At 61.2% G+C, this 16062-nt stretch carries 15 protein-coding genes; 6 read left to right on the forward strand and 9 right to left on the reverse strand.

Translation table 11 applies throughout. The features are described 5' to 3' along the window. Positions 1–355 precede the first annotated feature (355 nt). From NKH04_RS18985 to rimO, 3 genes are all read left to right on the forward strand, one after another. A complete protein-coding gene (locus NKH04_RS18985; RefSeq protein WP_353044784.1) occupies positions 356–763 on the forward strand; it encodes a DUF930 domain-containing protein in 408 nt (135 codons plus the stop codon). 188 nt (positions 764–951) lie between these two features. Beyond that, positions 952–1611: a TerC family protein gene (locus NKH04_RS18990; RefSeq protein ID WP_352834953.1), complete on the forward strand. Its 660-nt coding sequence runs from the start codon at positions 952–954 to the stop codon at positions 1609–1611. A 141-nt stretch (positions 1612–1752) separates the two neighbouring features. Further along, the gene (gene rimO, locus NKH04_RS18995; protein ID WP_353044754.1) at positions 1753–3066 is read left to right on the forward strand and encodes a 30S ribosomal protein S12 methylthiotransferase RimO; all 1314 of its coding nucleotides are present in this window, start codon (positions 1753–1755) and stop codon (positions 3064–3066) included. 63 nt (positions 3067–3129) lie between these two features. Here the strand turns inward: rimO and NKH04_RS19000 are convergent, their stop codons facing one another. From NKH04_RS19000 to NKH04_RS19035, 8 genes are all read right to left on the reverse strand, one after another. Next, entirely contained in the window at positions 3130–4197 is a 1068-nt protein-coding gene (locus tag NKH04_RS19000; RefSeq protein WP_353044755.1) for a BMP family ABC transporter substrate-binding protein, read from the reverse strand. A 47-nt stretch (positions 4198–4244) separates the two neighbouring features. Then, the gene (locus NKH04_RS19005) at positions 4245–5219 is read right to left on the reverse strand and encodes an ABC transporter permease (protein ID WP_352448916.1); all 975 of its coding nucleotides are present in this window, start codon (positions 5217–5219) and stop codon (positions 4245–4247) included. Beyond that, entirely contained in the window at positions 5219–6331 is a 1113-nt protein-coding gene (locus NKH04_RS19010; protein ID WP_352636755.1) for an ABC transporter permease, read from the reverse strand. The genes NKH04_RS19005 and NKH04_RS19010 overlap by 1 nt, the downstream gene beginning before the upstream one ends. Further along, positions 6328–7920: an ABC transporter ATP-binding protein gene (locus tag NKH04_RS19015; RefSeq protein ID WP_502906898.1), complete on the reverse strand. Its 1593-nt coding sequence runs from the start codon at positions 7918–7920 to the stop codon at positions 6328–6330. Before NKH04_RS19015 ends, NKH04_RS19010 begins: the two co-directional genes overlap by 4 nt. A gap of 152 nt (positions 7921–8072) precedes the next feature. Next, positions 8073–9050, reverse strand: coding sequence for a quinone oxidoreductase family protein (locus NKH04_RS19020; RefSeq protein WP_352919744.1), 978 nt, complete (start codon positions 9048–9050; stop codon positions 8073–8075). Between the two features lie 18 nt (positions 9051–9068). After that, positions 9069–9845, reverse strand: coding sequence for a phosphatidylcholine synthase (pcsA, locus tag NKH04_RS19025; protein WP_502896505.1), 777 nt, complete (start codon positions 9843–9845; stop codon positions 9069–9071). A gap of 35 nt (positions 9846–9880) precedes the next feature. Then, a complete protein-coding gene (locus NKH04_RS19030; RefSeq protein WP_352471871.1) occupies positions 9881–10495 on the reverse strand; it encodes a DUF1326 domain-containing protein in 615 nt (204 codons plus the stop codon). 14 nt (positions 10496–10509) lie between these two features. Then, on the reverse strand, positions 10510–11406 hold the full coding sequence (locus NKH04_RS19035; RefSeq protein WP_352919741.1) for a DUF2182 domain-containing protein: 897 nt from the start codon (positions 11404–11406) through the stop codon (positions 10510–10512). A gap of 103 nt (positions 11407–11509) precedes the next feature. Here NKH04_RS19035 and NKH04_RS19040 point away from each other — a divergent pair, with 103 nt between their 5' ends. Both NKH04_RS19040 and hspQ read left to right on the forward strand, forming a co-directional pair. Continuing rightward, the gene (locus tag NKH04_RS19040) at positions 11510–12718 is read left to right on the forward strand and encodes a UbiH/UbiF family hydroxylase (protein ID WP_352502442.1); all 1209 of its coding nucleotides are present in this window, start codon (positions 11510–11512) and stop codon (positions 12716–12718) included. A gap of 221 nt (positions 12719–12939) precedes the next feature. After that, a complete protein-coding gene (gene hspQ, locus NKH04_RS19045; protein WP_023675043.1) occupies positions 12940–13263 on the forward strand; it encodes a heat shock protein HspQ in 324 nt (107 codons plus the stop codon). A gap of 110 nt (positions 13264–13373) precedes the next feature. Here the strand turns inward: hspQ and NKH04_RS19050 are convergent, their stop codons facing one another. Continuing rightward, on the reverse strand, positions 13374–14003 hold the full coding sequence (locus tag NKH04_RS19050) for an invasion associated locus B family protein (protein ID WP_352873374.1): 630 nt from the start codon (positions 14001–14003) through the stop codon (positions 13374–13376). A gap of 231 nt (positions 14004–14234) precedes the next feature. Between NKH04_RS19050 and NKH04_RS19055 the strand changes: the two genes are divergently transcribed. Beyond that, positions 14235–16055 (forward strand): extracellular solute-binding protein, encoded by a 1821-nt coding sequence (locus NKH04_RS19055; RefSeq protein WP_353044756.1) that lies wholly within the window; start codon positions 14235–14237, stop codon positions 16053–16055. Positions 16056–16062 lie beyond the last annotated feature (7 nt).

Consider the following 16062-nt stretch of genomic DNA (forward strand, 5'->3'; position numbering starts at 1 on the left):
CCACGGCATCAACACCTCCGGCCAAAAGCCAAAAGTGTTACCCATGTGTCCGGTACAAAACGTCACCTATGTCTCAGGCCGCGCACCAATTTCTTCAATCCTGCAGGCATGATGTCGAGTTTTCCGCTCGTCGGATTCTTTGACTGCCTGGGTTTAACAGGCCGGCCCGCTTCGGGCAGAACCGCCGCTCTGCCCATGCAGCGCACCACCTCAGCGTCGCTGAGATGCGACAGGTGCTGATCGTGGCAACGATACCAAAGTACCGGTGACACCATTGCGTAATCAACAACCTGCCACAAAGCGAAGACTGTCACCCGCCGCGCCGCGCTCGTCGGGTTGCTTTCTCCGCGCGAATATGGAGCTTCTCCCGCCTATGAATAAACTATTTTCTGCGGTCCTCGCATGGATGATACTGGCTTGGCCGGCCAGCGCGATGGACAGCGCATTGCGCGCCGGCCTGCTGAAACTCGACCCGCAAACCCGGCTGGAGCAGCGATGCGACGCCGAAATTCTCGACCGGATTACCCGCGACGACCACAAATACAAAGCCGATCGTGTCGTCGCCTACGCTTTTGCGACGCCCGAAATGGGCGCCGATGCGATCAAGAGCCCGGGTGCTGCGTTTCGCAGCAAGGGACAGTGGTACCGGCTGAAATTCAAATGCGAAACAGCGCCGGACCATATGGAAGTCCTGCAGCTCCGCTACCGGATCGGTGATGAAATTCCGGAAAGCGACTGGCCCAAATACAATCTCTATAACTAGGCATTCACGACCTGTGGCCGCATTTTGCCGGTGTTCGGGCCGATCGTCGCAAACTCTGTATATCGCCGCAATAACGGGCGGTTTGCCGACCGTGTTCCAACCAGTCCCTTGACGCGCGGGAACCATACACGTTAGGCCCTCCAGGCATTCGACGCGAACGCGGCCAACCAGCAAGGGACTTCCAGTCGATGGAAATTTTCACTGCCGCGGGCTTCTCTGCCCTGCTCCAGGTCATCGCCATCGACCTCGTGCTTGCAGGCGATAACGCCATCGTCATCGGCTTGGCCGCGGCCGGCTTGCCCATCGAGCAGCGCAAGAGAGCGATTCTCATCGGTGTGGTGGCGGCGACGGTGCTGCGCATCGGTTTTGCCGCGATCACCGTCACTCTGCTGCAGATTGTCGGCCTGCTGCTGGCCGGCGGCATCTTGCTGCTGTGGGTGTGCTGGAAGATGTATCGCGAGCTGCGCACGTCGCATGCCGACGAGGTGGAGGCGACCGAAGCGCTGTCCAATTCCGATATCAACAGCGATGCTATGGTGGCCGGCAAGGCGCGCAAAAAGACCTTGGGTCAGGCGGCATTGCAGATCGTCATCGCCGACGTGTCGATGTCGCTCGACAACGTGCTGGCGGTCGCCGGCGCGGCGCGCGATCACTTCCAGGTGCTGGTGATCGGCCTCGTCCTGTCGATCGCGCTGATGGGCCTTGCCGCGAGCTTTATCGCCAAGCTGCTGCACCGCCATCGCTGGATCGCCTACATCGGCCTTTTGATCATCTTCTATGTCGCACTCGATATGATCTATCGAGGCGCTGTGGAAGTATTGCCGCATGTCAGCAGTGCGATGAGCTGACGCATCGACTCGAACTCGCATCGGCCGGGCCTTTCAGCTTCGGCGACGCTGGCGGTTGCGTTTCGCCGCAGCCGCCGCCCATACCAATGCCGCGACAAGTGTGGTACTGCGCCGCCAATCCTGAAAATCCGGAAAGCTTTGATGTCCGCCCCTCGCGTCAGTTTCGTCAGCCTTGGATGCCCGAAAGCCCTTGTGGATTCGGAGCGCATTATCACGCGCCTGCGCGCCGAGGGCTACGAGATCGCCCGCAAGCACGACGGTGCCGACCTGGTCGTCGTCAACACCTGTGGCTTCCTCGATTCGGCTCGCGACGAATCGCTCAACGCCATCGGCTCGGCACTTTCGGAGAATGGCAAAGTCATCGTCACCGGCTGCCTCGGCGCCGAGCCGGACGTCATCCGTGAAAGACATCCCAACGTCCTGGCCATCACCGGCCCACAAGCTTATGAAAGCGTGATGGCGGCAGTGCATGAGGCTGCCCCTCCGAGCCACGATCCTTACGTCGACCTTTTGCCGCCGCAGGGCGTCAAGCTCACGCCGCGCCACTATGCGTATCTCAAGATTTCGGAAGGTTGCAACAACCGCTGCACCTTCTGCATCATTCCGGCGCTGCGTGGCGACCTCGTATCGCGGCCGGCCGCCGACGTGTTGCGCGAAGCCGAGAAGCTGGCCAAGGCCGGGGTCAAGGAGATCCTCGTCATCTCGCAGGATACCAGCGCCTACGGCATCGATATCAAATACCAGACCAGCATGTTCGGCGATCGCGAAGTGCGGGCGAAATTCCTCGATCTATCGGAAGAACTGGGCAAGCTCGGTGTCTGGGTGCGCATGCACTATGTCTATCCCTACCCGCATGTCGCGGACGTCATCCCACTGATGACCGAAGGCAAGATTCTTCCCTATCTCGATATCCCATTCCAGCACGCCTCGCCGCAGGTGCTGAAGAACATGCGCCGGCCCGCTCATGGCGAAAAGACGCTCGAGCGCATTCGCGGCTGGCGCGACGTCTGCCCGGACCTTGCCATCCGCTCCACCTTCATCGTCGGCTTCCCCGGCGAGACGGACGACGACTTCGAGATGCTGCTCGACTGGCTGGACGAGGCCAAGATCGACCGCGCCGGCTGTTTCAAATACGAGCCGGTCAGAGGCGCCCGCTCCAACGAGCTCGGCCTCGAGCAAGTGCCGCAGGAGATCAAGGAAGCCCGCTGGCACCGCTTCATGCAGCGCCAGCAGAAGATTTCGGCAACGCAGCTAACCAAGAAAATTGGCAAGCGACTGCCGGTCCTGGTCGACGAGGCGCATGGCAATTCGGCCAAGGGCCGGACCAAATACGATGCGCCCGAAATCGACGGTTCGGTCCATATCCAGTCGCGGCGGCCACTGCGCGCCGGCGACATCGTCACGGTCAAGGTCGAGCGCGCCGACGCTTACGACCTTTACGGCTCAGCCGTCTGATATTCCGTCCAAAATGAAAAGGGCGCCGCGTGGCGCCCTTTCGTTCGATATGTTTCCGACCGCCTACTGCGGCAGCTTGTCGTCGACGCCCTTCACGTAGAAATTCATGCCGAGCAACGTGGCGTCGTCGGCGACCTCGCCCTCCTTCAGCCAAGGTGTGCCGTCCTGCTTGGCGACCGGCCCGGTGAAGGGGTTCCAGCCGTCGGCGATCTTCTTGGTGGTGGCTTCGGCCATCGCCTTGACGTCGTCGGGCATGTTGGTGAACGGCGCCAGCTTGACGGCGCCGTCCTTAATGCCGAGCCAGACATTGTCTGGCTTCCAGGTGCCGTCGAGCGCCGCCTGGACCCGGCTGATGTAGTAGGGACCCCACTCGTCGGTCAGCGCGGTCAGCTGCGCGTGCGGCGCGAACTTGATCATGTCGGAGGACTGCCCGAAGCCGTGCAGCTTGCGCTCCTCCGCCACCTGCAAGGCAGCGGTCGAGTCGGTGTGCTGGACGACGATATCGGCGCCCTGGTCGAACAATGCCTTGGCAGCATCGGCCTCCTTGCCCGGATCGAACCAGGAGTTCACCCACACGATCTTCGCCTTGAAGTTCGGGTTGATCGACTGTGCGCCGAGCATAAAGGAATTTATGCCCATCACCACTTCCGGGATCGGGAAGGAAACGATGTAGCCGGCGACGCCCGACTTCGATTGCTTGGCGGCGATCTGGCCAAGCACGTAGCGGCCTTCGTAGAAACGCGCATTGTAGATGCCGAGATTTTCGGCCGTCTTGTAGCCGGTGGCGTGCTCGAACATCACCTTGGGGAATTTCTTGGCGATCTTCACTTCCGGGTCCATGAAGCCGAAGGACGTGCCGAAAATGATCTTGCATCCCTCGCGCGCCAGGCGCTCGAAGGCGCGGTCGGCATCGGGGCCTTCGGAGACGTTTTCGAGATAGGCGGTCTCGACCTTGTCGCCGAGTGCCTTTTCCACCTCGAGGCGGCCTTGGTCGTGCTGGTAGGAGTAGCCGAAATCGCCGATCGGGCCGGTGTAGACCCAGCACGCCTTCAGCTTGTCCGCCGCCCGGGCTGATGCCGCCAGCGACAATGCGGCCGTCGTCGCCATCAGGGCAATAAGCAGGTTTTTCATTGTGTTACCTCTCTGAGTTAAGCCTTGGAGCTTCCGTCTTTTTGTTGTCAACGATCCGGAACGAATGGCTGGCCCAAGGAGGCCGGCGTGTTCATCATCGTCAAACGCTTGTTGCGCGAGATTAGAACGAGAACCACGACGGTTGCCAGATAGGGCAGCGAAGAAAGCAGTTGCGAGGGAAACGATTTTAAGAACGCAATTAACTTGTAGAGCAACCAGGGCGCGTCGACGAAGTCCTGCAGATTTATGGCTTGGACGTGAAGCTGGCCAACCCAGATCGCGCCGAAAATATAGGCGCCGGCCAGCACCCGCCATGGCCGCCAGGAGGCGAAGACGACCAGAGCCAGCGCGATCCAGCCGCGGCCGGCGGTCATGTTCTCCACCCATTGCGGTGTGTAGACCAGCGATAGGTGACCGCCGGCGAGGCCGGCACAAGCGCCGCCGAAAATCACTGAGAGATAGCGGTAGCGGATGACGTGGATGCCAAGCGCATGGGCGGATGCATGGCTGTCGCCGATCGAGCGCAGCGTGAGCCCGGTGCGGGTCTTGAACAGGAACCACATGACGGCGGCGGTCAGCGCGATCGAGATGTAGAAGATTGGATCCTGGCCGAACAGCAGCCTGCCGACGACGGGGATTGCGGTCAGGCCGGGAATATCGAGGTTTGGCAGCCTTTCGCCAGGCTGGCCGACAAAATTCGTTCCCATCATGCCGGAAAGGCCGAGGCCGAGCAGTGTCAGCGATAGGCCGGTGGCCACCTGATTGGTGGCCAGCGACAGCGTCATGACGGCAAACAGAAGCGAGAACACTGCCCCCATGGTGATTGCCGCCAACAGCCCTATCCAAGGCGAGCCGGTGAGATAGCCGGCGCCGAAACCGCCGACGGCACCCATGATCATCATTCCTTCGACGCCGAGATTGAGCACACCCGAACGTTCGACCACCAGTTCGCCGATCGCCGCGATCAGAAGCGGCGTCGCCGCCGTCGCGATGGTCAAGAGGATGTTGACGGTGATGTCCATCAGCGGGCTTCCTCCAACTTCGGCGCTGCCTCGAGCTTCGGCGCGGAAAAGCCGGTCAGGCGAATGCGGTAATGGATGAGCGTGTCACAGCCGAGCACGAAGAACAAAAGCATGCCCTGGAACACGCGCGCCACCTTGTCGGAGATGCCGAGCGCGCTTTGCACTGCCTCGCCGCCCAGATAGGTCAGCGCCAGCACAAGGCCTGCGGCGACGATGCCGAGCGGATTGAGCCGGCCGAGAAATGCCACGATGATAGCGGTAAATCCGTAGCCGGGCGAGATCACCGGCTGCAATTGTCCGATGGCTCCCGAGACCTCCGAAATCCCTGCAAGTCCGGCCAGTGCGCCCGACAGCAGGAAGGCAAAGAAGACCATGCGGTTAAGGCCAAACCCGGCGAAGCGCCCTGCCCTCGGGCTTGAGCCGAGCACGCGGACCTCGAAGCCTTTCAACATACGGCTCATCAGGATCCAGATCAGTATCGCCGCGATCAGCGCGAAGACAAATCCCCAGTTTGCCCGGCCGGATTCCGGGAGGAGTTCCGGCAGTATGGCCGAGTCGTTGAACTGGATGGTCTGCGGGAAACCGTGGCCCTGCGGATCGCGCCACGGCCCGCGTACGAGCCAATCGAGGAAGAGCTGGGCGACATAGACCAGCATCAGGCTGGTCAGGATCTCGTTGGTGTTGAAGCGCGTCTTCAGCAGTGCCGGGATTGCAGCATAGGCGGCCCCACCGACCATGCCGAGCAGAAGCATCAGCGGCAGCACCAATGGGCCTTCGAACTGCGGAAACAGCACGGGGATGATCGAGCCGACAATGCCGCCCAGGATGAACTGGCCTTCGGCGCCGATGTTCCAGATGTTGGCCTTGTAGCAGACCGACAGTCCGACTGCGATCAGGATCAGGGGGGCGGCCTTGATCGCCAGCTCATGCAGCTGCCACACCTGGCTGATCGGTTCGATGAAGTAGATGCGGAACGCAGTCAACGGGTTGACGCCGAGCAGCGCGAACATGATGGCACCGGCAATGATCGTCAAAACGAAAGCGATGAAAGGCGAGAGTGCCGAAAAAAGCATCGAGCGCTGCGGGCGTTTTACAAGTTCGAGGCGCATCAGGCCGTCTCCAGCGTATGTTCGGCATGACCGGGTTCGGCGCCGCCCATCAGCAGCCCGATTTTCTCGAATGTCGCTTCAGCTATCGGCAGCGGCTTCGACAATTCGCCATTGTGCATTACCGTGATCGCATCGGAAATCTCGAACAGCTCGTCGAGGTCCTGGCTGATCACCAGCACCGCCGAGCCGCTGCGCGCCAGTTCGATCAGCGCCTGGCGGATGTGGGCCGCCGCACCCGCGTCGACCCCCCAGGTCGGCTGATTGACCACCAAGACGCTCGGCCGGCGGTCGAGTTCGCGGCCAACGATGAATTTCTGCAGATTGCCGCCCGAAAGAGCCGCAGCCTCCGGATCCGGCGCGCTCTTGCGCACGTCCATTGCCTTTATGATGCGCTGGGCAGCGGTATGGATCGCATCGCCCTTGACCATTCCACCGGCGCCGACAAACATCTTGCCATCGGTGGCGTGGCGCGACAGAAGCAGGTTCTCCGAAAGCTTCATGCGCGGTGCTGCGCCATGGCCGAGCCGCTCTTCCGGGACGAAGGCAGCGCCCATCAGACGCCTGCCGGTGATGGTGAGACCGCCGGCATCCTTGCCGCGGATGCGGACCGAGCCGGCATCCGGCTGCAGCACCTCGCCGGAAACGGATTCGAAGAATTCGCCCTGGCCGTTGCCGGCCACACCGGCAATGCCGATCACCTCGCCGGCGCGGACCTCGAGATTGATGTTCCTGAGCGGGATCGAGAACGGGGTCGCCGGCTTGCGGGTGAGTTCGCGGATTTGAAGCAGCACCGGCGCGGTCTCGATACCCTCGGCCGGCGCCCGCACCACGGCCAGCACCTCGTTGCCGACCATCATCCGCGCCAACGAAGACGCGGTTTCCTGGCGCGGATTGCAATGGCCGACCACCTTGCCGTGACGCAGCACGGTGGCGCGGTCGCAGATCCGTTTGACCTCTTCCAGCCGGTGCGAAATGTAGAGGATGGACTTTCCTTCCGAACGCAGCCGTTCGAGCGTCTCGAACAACTTATCGGCCTCCTGCGGCGTCAGCACCGAAGTTGGTTCGTCGAGGATGATGAGTTGCGGCGTCTGCAGCAGGCAGCGGATGATTTCGATACGCTGACGCTCGCCGACCGACAGATCACCGACCAGCGATAGCGGATCGAGAGGCAGGCCGTAACTGTAGGAGAGCGCCCTCGCCTTGGCCGCGATCGTGCTGATCGGCGAGCCGTCATCCAGCGACAGCGCGATGTTCTCCGCCGCCGTCAGCGCTTCGAACAGGGAAAAATGCTGGAAAACCATGCCGATGCCGAGCTTTTTTGCGGTGCCGGGGCTGGTGATCCTGACCGCCTGACCATTCCAGAAAATCTCGCCGGAATTCGGTTCCAGCGATCCAAACAGCATTTTCACCAGGGTCGACTTGCCCGCGCCGTTCTCGCCAAGCAACGCATGGATCTCGCCCTTGGCGATGTTGAGATCGACATGGTCGCACGCCGTCAACGTGCCGAATATCTTTGTGAGGCCGCGAACCTCAAGCAGGTTTGCGCCGTCCTGATCTGCACTCACGGTGCCTCCATCTGGTTTGCCAGACATGTTCTGTGTTCCCGCAACCATCGTATGCGCGGGCTGCTCTCTACGGTAAGCGCCTCACGACTTGAAAGAGCTTCAAGAATTTCAGCGGAAACTCAAGCGGTAAAGAGCAGTTCGCAAGAACGGCGGCGTCGGCGGCCCGAAACTGCGGGCGCCTAAGGGATAAGTATTGTTGTCCCGGTGGTCCGGCGCTCTTCGAGATCGGAATGCGCTTTGCCGGCCTCGCTGAGCGCGTAACGCTGGTTGATCTTGATCTTGACGGCGCCGCTGAGCACCACACCGAACAAGGCGGCGGCGGAAGCTTCGAGGTCTTCGCGCTTGGCATTATAGACGAACAGTGTCGGCCGCGTTGCGAACAGCGAGCCCTTCTGCGCCAGCAACGAGATGCTGAAGGGCGGGATCGGCCCAGACGATTGACCGAAGCTGACGAAAGTGCCGAGCGGCCGCAGGCAATCGAGCGAGGCTGGAAATGTGTCGTTGCCGACTGAATCGTAGACAACGTCGCATTTCTTGCCACCGGTGATAGCGGCAACGCCGGCCACGAAATCCTGTTCGCGATAGTTGATCACGTGGTCGAAGCCATGCGCCTTGGCGAGCTCGATCTTGTCGGTGGAACTCGCCGTGCCGATCACTGTCGCGCCGAGATGCTTGGCCCATTGGCCGAGGATCAGCCCGACACCGCCGGCCGCCGCATGAAACAGGATCGTGTCGCCGGCTTTCACCTTGAATGTACGGCGCAACAGATATTCGGCGGTCATGCCCTTTAGCATCATGGCTGCGGCCTGTTCGTCGCTGATGCCGTCCGGCACCTTCACCACGCGGTCGGCGGCGATCACGCGCTGCCCGGCATAGGCGCCGGTCGTCACGGCGTAGGCGATGCGATCGCCGGGTTTGAGCCAGTCGACATCCGAGCCGACATCCAAGACCACGCCGGCCGCCTCGCCGCCAGGGATCAGCGGAAATCCGCCCTGCGGCGGATAAAGGCCAGAGCGATAATAGACGTCGATGAAATTGAGACCGATCGCGGTATGCTTGACCAGGATCTGTCCCGAGCCCGGCTGCCCGGGATCGGCATCCTCATAGGTCAGGACCTCCGGGCCGCCATGGGCATGGATGCGGATCGCTTTGGACATCTTCTGGCTCTCTTGGGATCAGGCTTTCTTATCCGGCTTGGCGCCGAGATTTGGGAAGAACTGCATGATAGCGCCGATGCAGGCGAGGTAAAGCCCGGTGAACGTAATCCCGAACTTGATGAAATCGCTGACCTGCTCGCCCAGCACGCCGATCTGGTCGTAGAAGGAGGCAAGTGCGGCCTGCGCCAGCGCCAGCGCGCCGAAAGCGCACCAAAGCAGCGTCATGCCGAGATTGATTGGCCGCAGCCGCTTCACCCGCACCGGATGGATGAAATTGATCGGCACGAAGGTGAGAATGCCGGCCACCACGACCACGGCGAAAGAAACCCATTGTCCGGGCTCGATGACGAACAGCGTGAACACCACCATGTTCCAGACGACCGGAAAGCCCTTGAAGAAATTCTCCTTCGTCTTCATGCCGGTATCGGCATAGTAGATTGCGCTCGACACCACGATGATCGCCGCCGACAGGAACGACAGGCGCTCGCCCATGAAACCGCGCTGATAGAGCGCGAAGGCCGGAATCAACACGTAGGTCACGTAATCGATGATGTTGTCGAGCAGTTCGCCCGACCAAGTCGGCAGGATTTCCTTGACATCGAGCTTCCTGGCGATCGGCCCGTCGATGCCGTCGACGAAAAGCGCCAGCCCCAGCCACCAGAACATCGCCGTCCAGCGCTGCTCGCTTGCTGCCACCAGCGACAGAAACGCCAGGAATGAGCCCGACGCGGTCAAGAGATGGACCGAGAACGCCCGCGCCTGAGGCCATGTGACTTTCTTCTTCGGCCGCGGAATCCGGTCGGCGATTTTCCTGGCCGTCGTCTTCTTGCTCACGGGCCCCGCCAGTCCAGCTTGCAGATTTCGGCCGAACGGCCAGCAAAGTTCCAGTTGCGGCCAAAGGCCCGCATTTTGCTCTTGTCGGATTTGGCGACGATGATTTCCGGCGCAATCCAGTATTCCGAATTGCTGATGACCGTATCCTTGTCGCGATCCTTGCCGGTAATTGGCGTCACCGCACCATCGATGATCTTCGGTATCTGAAAGATGCGTGTTTTCTCACGCGTCTCGTAGGTGATCGGCACCTGCTCGGCACCGAGGAACTGTCCGACCAGGATGGAGAGCAGCGATGTGGTTCCACCGGCCTTGCCGGTGAATATCTTCGTCAGTCCCTTCACAGCGTAAACCGAGGCGCGCTTGTCGATGAACAGGCCCGCCGTCCAGTTGCCGCGGCTCATATAACCGGGGATTTCCATGACCAGCCCAAGATTGAGGCCGGACAGGTCGACCTCGCCGAAATGGCCGGCATCGATCCGGAACCCCGCCCAGGTTTGGCAATAGCCTTCCGTAGGCGGATGATTGCCGAGCGACAGAACGCAAGGGCAAAAAACCGTGCAATTGCAGGAAAGGATGAGCTCTCCCTTCATTGCCCAGTTTTGATCTGTCATCGAATTCTCCCCCCTCATGCCGAGACTACTAGTAGCGCGGCTGCCCAGACAAGCAGTATCGCACCGCCCAACCGCGTCGGCAGATTGCCTGCCGTCTGTTTTTCGACCAGGCTGAACAAGCCGACCAGCGCCATCCAGAACACGTTCATCACACCGACGGCAAACATTACCAGCATCAGCGCCCAGCAGCATCCAAGGCACCACAGGCCCTGCTCTATACCGAGCCGGAAAATGCGAATGGGCCTGGCGCTCCAGTTGGCGAACAGGACCGAGAACGGATTTCTGCACTTCACCAGACAGGCTTCCTTCAGCCAGCTGAACTGATAGAGACCAGCGATCGACAGTGCGGCTGCTCCGGCAATTCCAAGCAGCGGATCGAGCATCTGCCCGGATGACACGAATGCATGGACTGCGAGCGTCAGGGCAGCGAATATTGCCGAGGCGGCAAGCCAGACGCTCAAATATCCAGCGACAAGGATCAGCGGATGGGCAACGGGTTCCCCCTTGATCCGGGCGGTATCTGCGATCTCGCAATAAGTGCGGATCATCGGCGCCGCGGAGGGCAGCATGGTCGCGATGGCCATCAACAGCCACATCGCGGTGAGTGCCCCGCCTTGCGCGCCTACGCTTGCGCGAAGCGGCGCCGGCGCCAGGCAAAGGGCGAAGAAACGCGCAAGGAAATCCGGCAGCGGCAGTTGCGGCAGGTATTCCAGCACGGCGTCGCCGGGTACATCGGCGCCCGGGAGCCGGCTCACCGCCCCCCGAACTGCCATTGCGCCGAGAAGGAGCCAGGCAAGGGCGATGCCCATGCCGGCAACGACGCTCACCGTCAGTCGAGGGCTGCGCGCAACGCTCGCAATCGCGCGGCCGGTGCCGTCGAGGTGGCTGAAATCGTCTTGTTGGCCAGTCATGGCAACCGAATGGGCCGAATCGCCGCGTTGATCAAGCCGCATCACCTGATCTATATGGACCAGCAGGCCGGACGGGCCTCACCTCGCAATCCGGAAGCCGAATTTGAACCATCGGGAAACAGCACGGATACTGGTCGCCGGCAGCGGCCCTGCGGGGCTGATCGCGGCGCTTGGCTTTGCCGAGGCGGGCTTTCCCGTGACGCTCGTCGGACCCGACGCCGCCGGCCCCGACGGCCGGACGACAGCCTTGATGAACCCTGCCCTGAAGATGTTCGAACGGCTAGGGATCTTCGACGGAATCAGGCCGCACGCAGCGCCGCTCAAGGTGATGCGTATCGTTGACGCAACCAACCGGCTGATCCGCAGCCCGACAGTGACCTTTCGCGCCAGCGAGATCAACGAAGAGCAATTCGGGCTGAACTTGCCCAACAGCGTTCTCAACCGCATGCTAGCCGAGGCTGTCGCGCATTCGGGCATCGAATGGCGAAAGTCGATGGTGGAGGCATGGCGCCTCGATGCCGACCATGCCCATGCCGTTCTCGCCGACGGCAGCGAGGTTGAGGCATCGTTGGCAGTTGCCGCCGATGGCCGTCAGTCGCCGGCCCGCGAGGCAGCCGGCATCCGCACCTCGATCCGATCCTATCCGCAGGCGGCGTTGGTGCTCAATTTCGGTCACCGCAGCGACCATGCCTTCACCTCGACCGAATTCCACACCGAGACCGGTCCGTTCACACAGGTTCCCCTGCCCGGCAACCGGTCCAGCCTTGTCTGGGTGCTCGAACCCGATATCGCCAAGGACCTTGCAGCACTCGACGACGCTGAGCTTTCGACGCGGGTCGAACAGCGAATGCAATCGATGTTGGGCCGCGTGTCGGTTGAGCCCGGCCGGCAGGTCTACCCACTTTCAGCGGTGAGCCCGTGGCGGTTTGCGCATCGCCGCGTGGCACTTGTCGGTGAAGCCGCCCACGTGTTTCCCCCAATTGGCGCGCAAGGCCTCAATCTCGGCATCCGGGACATCGACGACCTGATTGGTGCCGCAAGCAGAAACCGCTCGGACCCGGGCGCCCCCAAGGCGCTTGCAGCCTATGATTTCAAGCGGCGGCCGGACATTCTGGCGCGCAGCAGCGCGGTCAACCTGCTCAACATGTCGTTGCTTTCCGACATGCTGCCGGCTCAGATGGTGCGCAGCGCTGGCCTTGGCGCGCTTGAGCGGTTTGCGCCGTTACGGGCGTTTTTCATGCGCGAGGGTCTTCGACCCGGCAGCGGTTTTGCGGCGTTTTTTGGCGGATTGCGAAAACCGGCTGAGCGATAGCGATCTTGGCCACCGCCCTTGATCCGCATCTCGCGATGCTCAACCCGGCATCAAGGGGATCGGGATTGAATTGACGCGGCGTCTGCGCCAAATAATGACGATGTCGACCTTAAGGTCTGGGCCAATCTTTGCCGGACCGGTGCGTAAGAATCTAAAGTCCTGGAGCGTTCCTTGCGTGTTCCAGGATGCGTGGCGTTCAAGAAGTTCAAGTGGTGAGTGCGATGAAGACAGCCAAATTCTCGATCGGACAGGTGGTTCGGCACCGGCTGTTTCCGTTCCGCGGCGTCATTTTCGACGTCGATCCGCAATTCGCCAATACTGACGAATGGTACGAGGCGATCCCCGCTGACGTGCGGCCGCGCAAGGACCAGCCTTTCTATCATCTGCTCGCCGAGAATTCCGAAACGGAATACATCGCCTATGTGTCCGAGCAGAATTTACTCGAGGACCGGTCGGGCGAACCGGTCCGGCATCCGCAGATTGGTGAAATGTTCGACAAGAAGCCGGACGGGCGCTACGAGCCGAAGCACCAATTGAGACATTGACTTAGTCGGAATCTGGCTGGCCTGAGACATGGCTGGACCCGACAAACAGCCGGTCCAAACGAAAAAAGCGGGGCATGAACCCGCTTTTTTATTCGTCCGAAACCCGTCGATCAGTTGGCGGCCTTCGCCTTTTCCTGCTCTTCCTTGAGCTTCTTGGCAAAGTCCTGATTGTTCTTGGCGACGAACTCCTGGAGCTTCTTCTGCCGGTCCTCGATGTCCGACTGCTGCAGCGGCGGGCCGTCGAAGGCGCCGCTGAAGCCGGTCAGCGCAATCTTGATCGGGTTCGGCTGGTTCTGGAAATTGACCGAGGTGAGCGTCAGCGCCGATCCCTTTTTGAAGGATGCGACAAGCTGATCGCTCAGCGGCACTTCCGCCACGCAGCGATCCGGAAAACAAATCACATAGTCGAGCTTCTGCGCCTTGCCGCCGTCGATCTGGAGGCCGATGCCGGGAGGAACGAGACGGCCGGTCGGAACCGTCACCTGGAACACCTTGCGGTTCACCTTGCCCTTCAATTCGATCAGGCTGACGCCGGTGATGAGCTGGCCGTTGCCAGCGGTGGTGATGTTCTGGACATTGCAGATGTCGACGTCTTCCTGCTTGGTGCAGGCCTTGAACCAGCCTTGCGGAATCTGCTGTTGCTGCTGCGCGGAAGCAGCGGGAATCCCGGCGCCCAGAATGCCGACCACGCCAGCGGCCATGACCGACAGGCGGTGCGCGTTGCTGTTCAGGCTCGTCATGTCGTGCATTCCTCTCAAATGATCCCGGAACCGGCTTGTTTCATGCCGTGTGGTCCAGCTACCTGTTGCCGAAATGAGGCAACAGAATGACTTCGGACGGCGTGTTACACTGCAAGCGGTGCCGAATCCAGCCCGGGTCTCGCGAATCTTGGCCAAGGGATAGGCTCAAGGGGTTGGCCGGTGCACGACCGGCTCATGTATGCTGCGCATCGAATCGGGAAGGAGACGGTCATGGGCCGCGTTGTCGTTTGGCTGATCGCCGCAATCTTGTTTGTCGGCCTTTCCCTGCAGCCGGCTCTGTCGGAACCGAAGCACGCGCTTGCCATGCAGGGCGAGCCGGCGCTGCCGGCCGACTATGATCATTTCAATTACGTCAATCCCGACGCGCCGAAAGGCGGCAGCATTACCTATTGCGTCGTCAGCAGCTTCGACAATCTCAATCCGTTCATCCTGAGAAGCCTGCGCACCACCGCGCGCGGCATGATGGATCAAGCCTTTGGCAATCTTGTCTTCGAGCCGTTGATGCAGCGCAACTACGACGAGGCCTTCAGTCTCTACGGCCTGCTCGCCGATACCGCCGACATGGATCCCGAGCGCAAGAGCATCGAATTCCACCTCGATCCCAACGCCAAATGGTCGGACGGCGAGCCGGTGACGCCCGAAGACGTGTTGTTTACCTATGACGTCTTCACCGAGAAGGGCCGCCCACCTTACAGCCAGCGAATGAAAGCGATTGCCAAGCTCGAAAAGACCGGCGACCGCAGTGTGCGCTTCACCTTCAACGACAAGGCCGACCGCGAATTTCCTTTGATCATTGCGCTGACGCCGATCATCCCGAAACACGCCTTCAACAAGGACACCTTCGACAGGACGACGCTAAAGCCGGTGATCGGCAGCGGGCCTTACACGGTGGCGCAAGTCGTGCCCGGTCAGCGCATCGTGTTCAAGCGCAATCCGGACTATTGGGGCAAGGACGTGCCGTCCAAGCGCGGCTTCGACAATTACGACCAGATCACCATCGAATATTTCCTCAACGCCAACGCCAAGCAGGAAGCGTTCAAGAAAGGCATCTGCGCCATTGACGACGACAGCGACCCGGTCAAACGCGAGCGCGATCTCGATTTTCCGGCCTTCCACAGGGGCGAGGTCATCGCCGAAACTTTCGATACCGGCATTCCGCCGGTGGTCAACGGTTTCCTGTTCAACACGCGGCTGCCGAAATTTTCCAATCCGGTCGTGCGGCGCGCGCTCGGCATGCTCTACGATTTCGAATGGGCCAACAAGAATCTGTTCGGCGGCAAATACACGCGCACGATGAGCTTTTGGCAGAATTCCGAGCTGTCCGCGCTCGGCCACCCGGCCAGCGAAAAGGAAAAGGCCCTGCTGGCCCCCTACCCCGGCCGAGTGCCCGCAGATGTCATGGACGGCACCTACAGGCCGCCCGCTACCGACGGCTCCGGCCAGGACCGCAAGGTGCTGAAGGCGGCATTCGAGCTGCTGAAGAGCGCGGGCTATACGGTGCAGGACGGCGCGATGCTCGATCCCGAGGGAAAGCCGTTCGGTTTCGAGATCCTGACCGCCTCGCAGGACGAAGAGCGACTTGCCGCTATCTATCAGCGCACCCTTGAGAAGCTCGGCATCGATGTCGGCATCCGCAGCCTCGACGGTGATCAGATCCAGTCGCGCAAGCAGCGTTTCGATTTCGAGGTGCTGGTCGGCTCGACCGGTTTCAACAACTCGCTGTCGCCCGGTATCGAGCAAACCGGGCGCTGGGGATCCGCTGCCGCCAAGGCCGAAGGCTCGTTCAACCTGGCGGGTGTCGCCGACCCCGCAGTGGATGCGGCGATCGAGGCGATGCTGAGAGCTCGTTCGAAGGAGGACTATGTAGCGGCCGTCCGCGTTCTCGACCGGCTGCTGATCTCCGGCAATTACATGGTGCCGACGCAGCACAACAACCAGCAATGGCTCGCTTATTGGAACTATCTGGAACATCCGCAAAAGACGCCCATATACGGTTATCAGTTGCCGACCTGGTGGCGCAAACCGAAGTGACCTCTTC

It is taken from the genome of Mesorhizobium sp. M1365 (assembly GCF_040317865.1).
Lineage (GTDB): Bacteria > Pseudomonadota > Alphaproteobacteria > Rhizobiales > Rhizobiaceae > Mesorhizobium.

Bases quoted from the DNA above. Each gene is read 5' to 3' on its own strand.
- NKH04_RS18985 (WP_353044784.1), top strand. From the start codon at position 356: ATGGAGCTTCTCCCGCCTATGAATAAACTATTTTCTGCGGTCCTCGCA.
- NKH04_RS18990 (WP_352834953.1), top strand. From the start codon at position 952: ATGGAAATTTTCACTGCCGCGGGCTTCTCTGCCCTGCTCCAGGTCATC.
- rimO (WP_353044754.1), top strand. From the start codon at position 1,753: ATGTCCGCCCCTCGCGTCAGTTTCGTCAGCCTTGGATGCCCGAAAGCC.
- NKH04_RS19000 (WP_353044755.1), bottom strand. From the start codon at position 4,197: ATGAAAAACCTGCTTATTGCCCTGATGGCGACGACGGCCGCATTGTCG.
- NKH04_RS19005 (WP_352448916.1), bottom strand. From the start codon at position 5,219: ATGGACATCACCGTCAACATCCTCTTGACCATCGCGACGGCGGCGACG.
- NKH04_RS19015 (WP_502906898.1), bottom strand. From the start codon at position 7,920: ATGTCTGGCAAACCAGATGGAGGCACCGTGAGTGCAGATCAGGACGGC.
- NKH04_RS19020 (WP_352919744.1), bottom strand. From the start codon at position 9,050: ATGTCCAAAGCGATCCGCATCCATGCCCATGGCGGCCCGGAGGTCCTG.
- NKH04_RS19030 (WP_352471871.1), bottom strand. From the start codon at position 10,495: ATGACAGATCAAAACTGGGCAATGAAGGGAGAGCTCATCCTTTCCTGC.
- NKH04_RS19035 (WP_352919741.1), bottom strand. From the start codon at position 11,406: ATGACTGGCCAACAAGACGATTTCAGCCACCTCGACGGCACCGGCCGC.
- hspQ (WP_023675043.1), top strand. From the start codon at position 12,940: ATGAAGACAGCCAAATTCTCGATCGGACAGGTGGTTCGGCACCGGCTG.
- NKH04_RS19050 (WP_352873374.1), bottom strand. From the start codon at position 14,003: ATGACGAGCCTGAACAGCAACGCGCACCGCCTGTCGGTCATGGCCGCT.
- NKH04_RS19055 (WP_353044756.1), top strand. From the start codon at position 14,235: ATGGGCCGCGTTGTCGTTTGGCTGATCGCCGCAATCTTGTTTGTCGGC.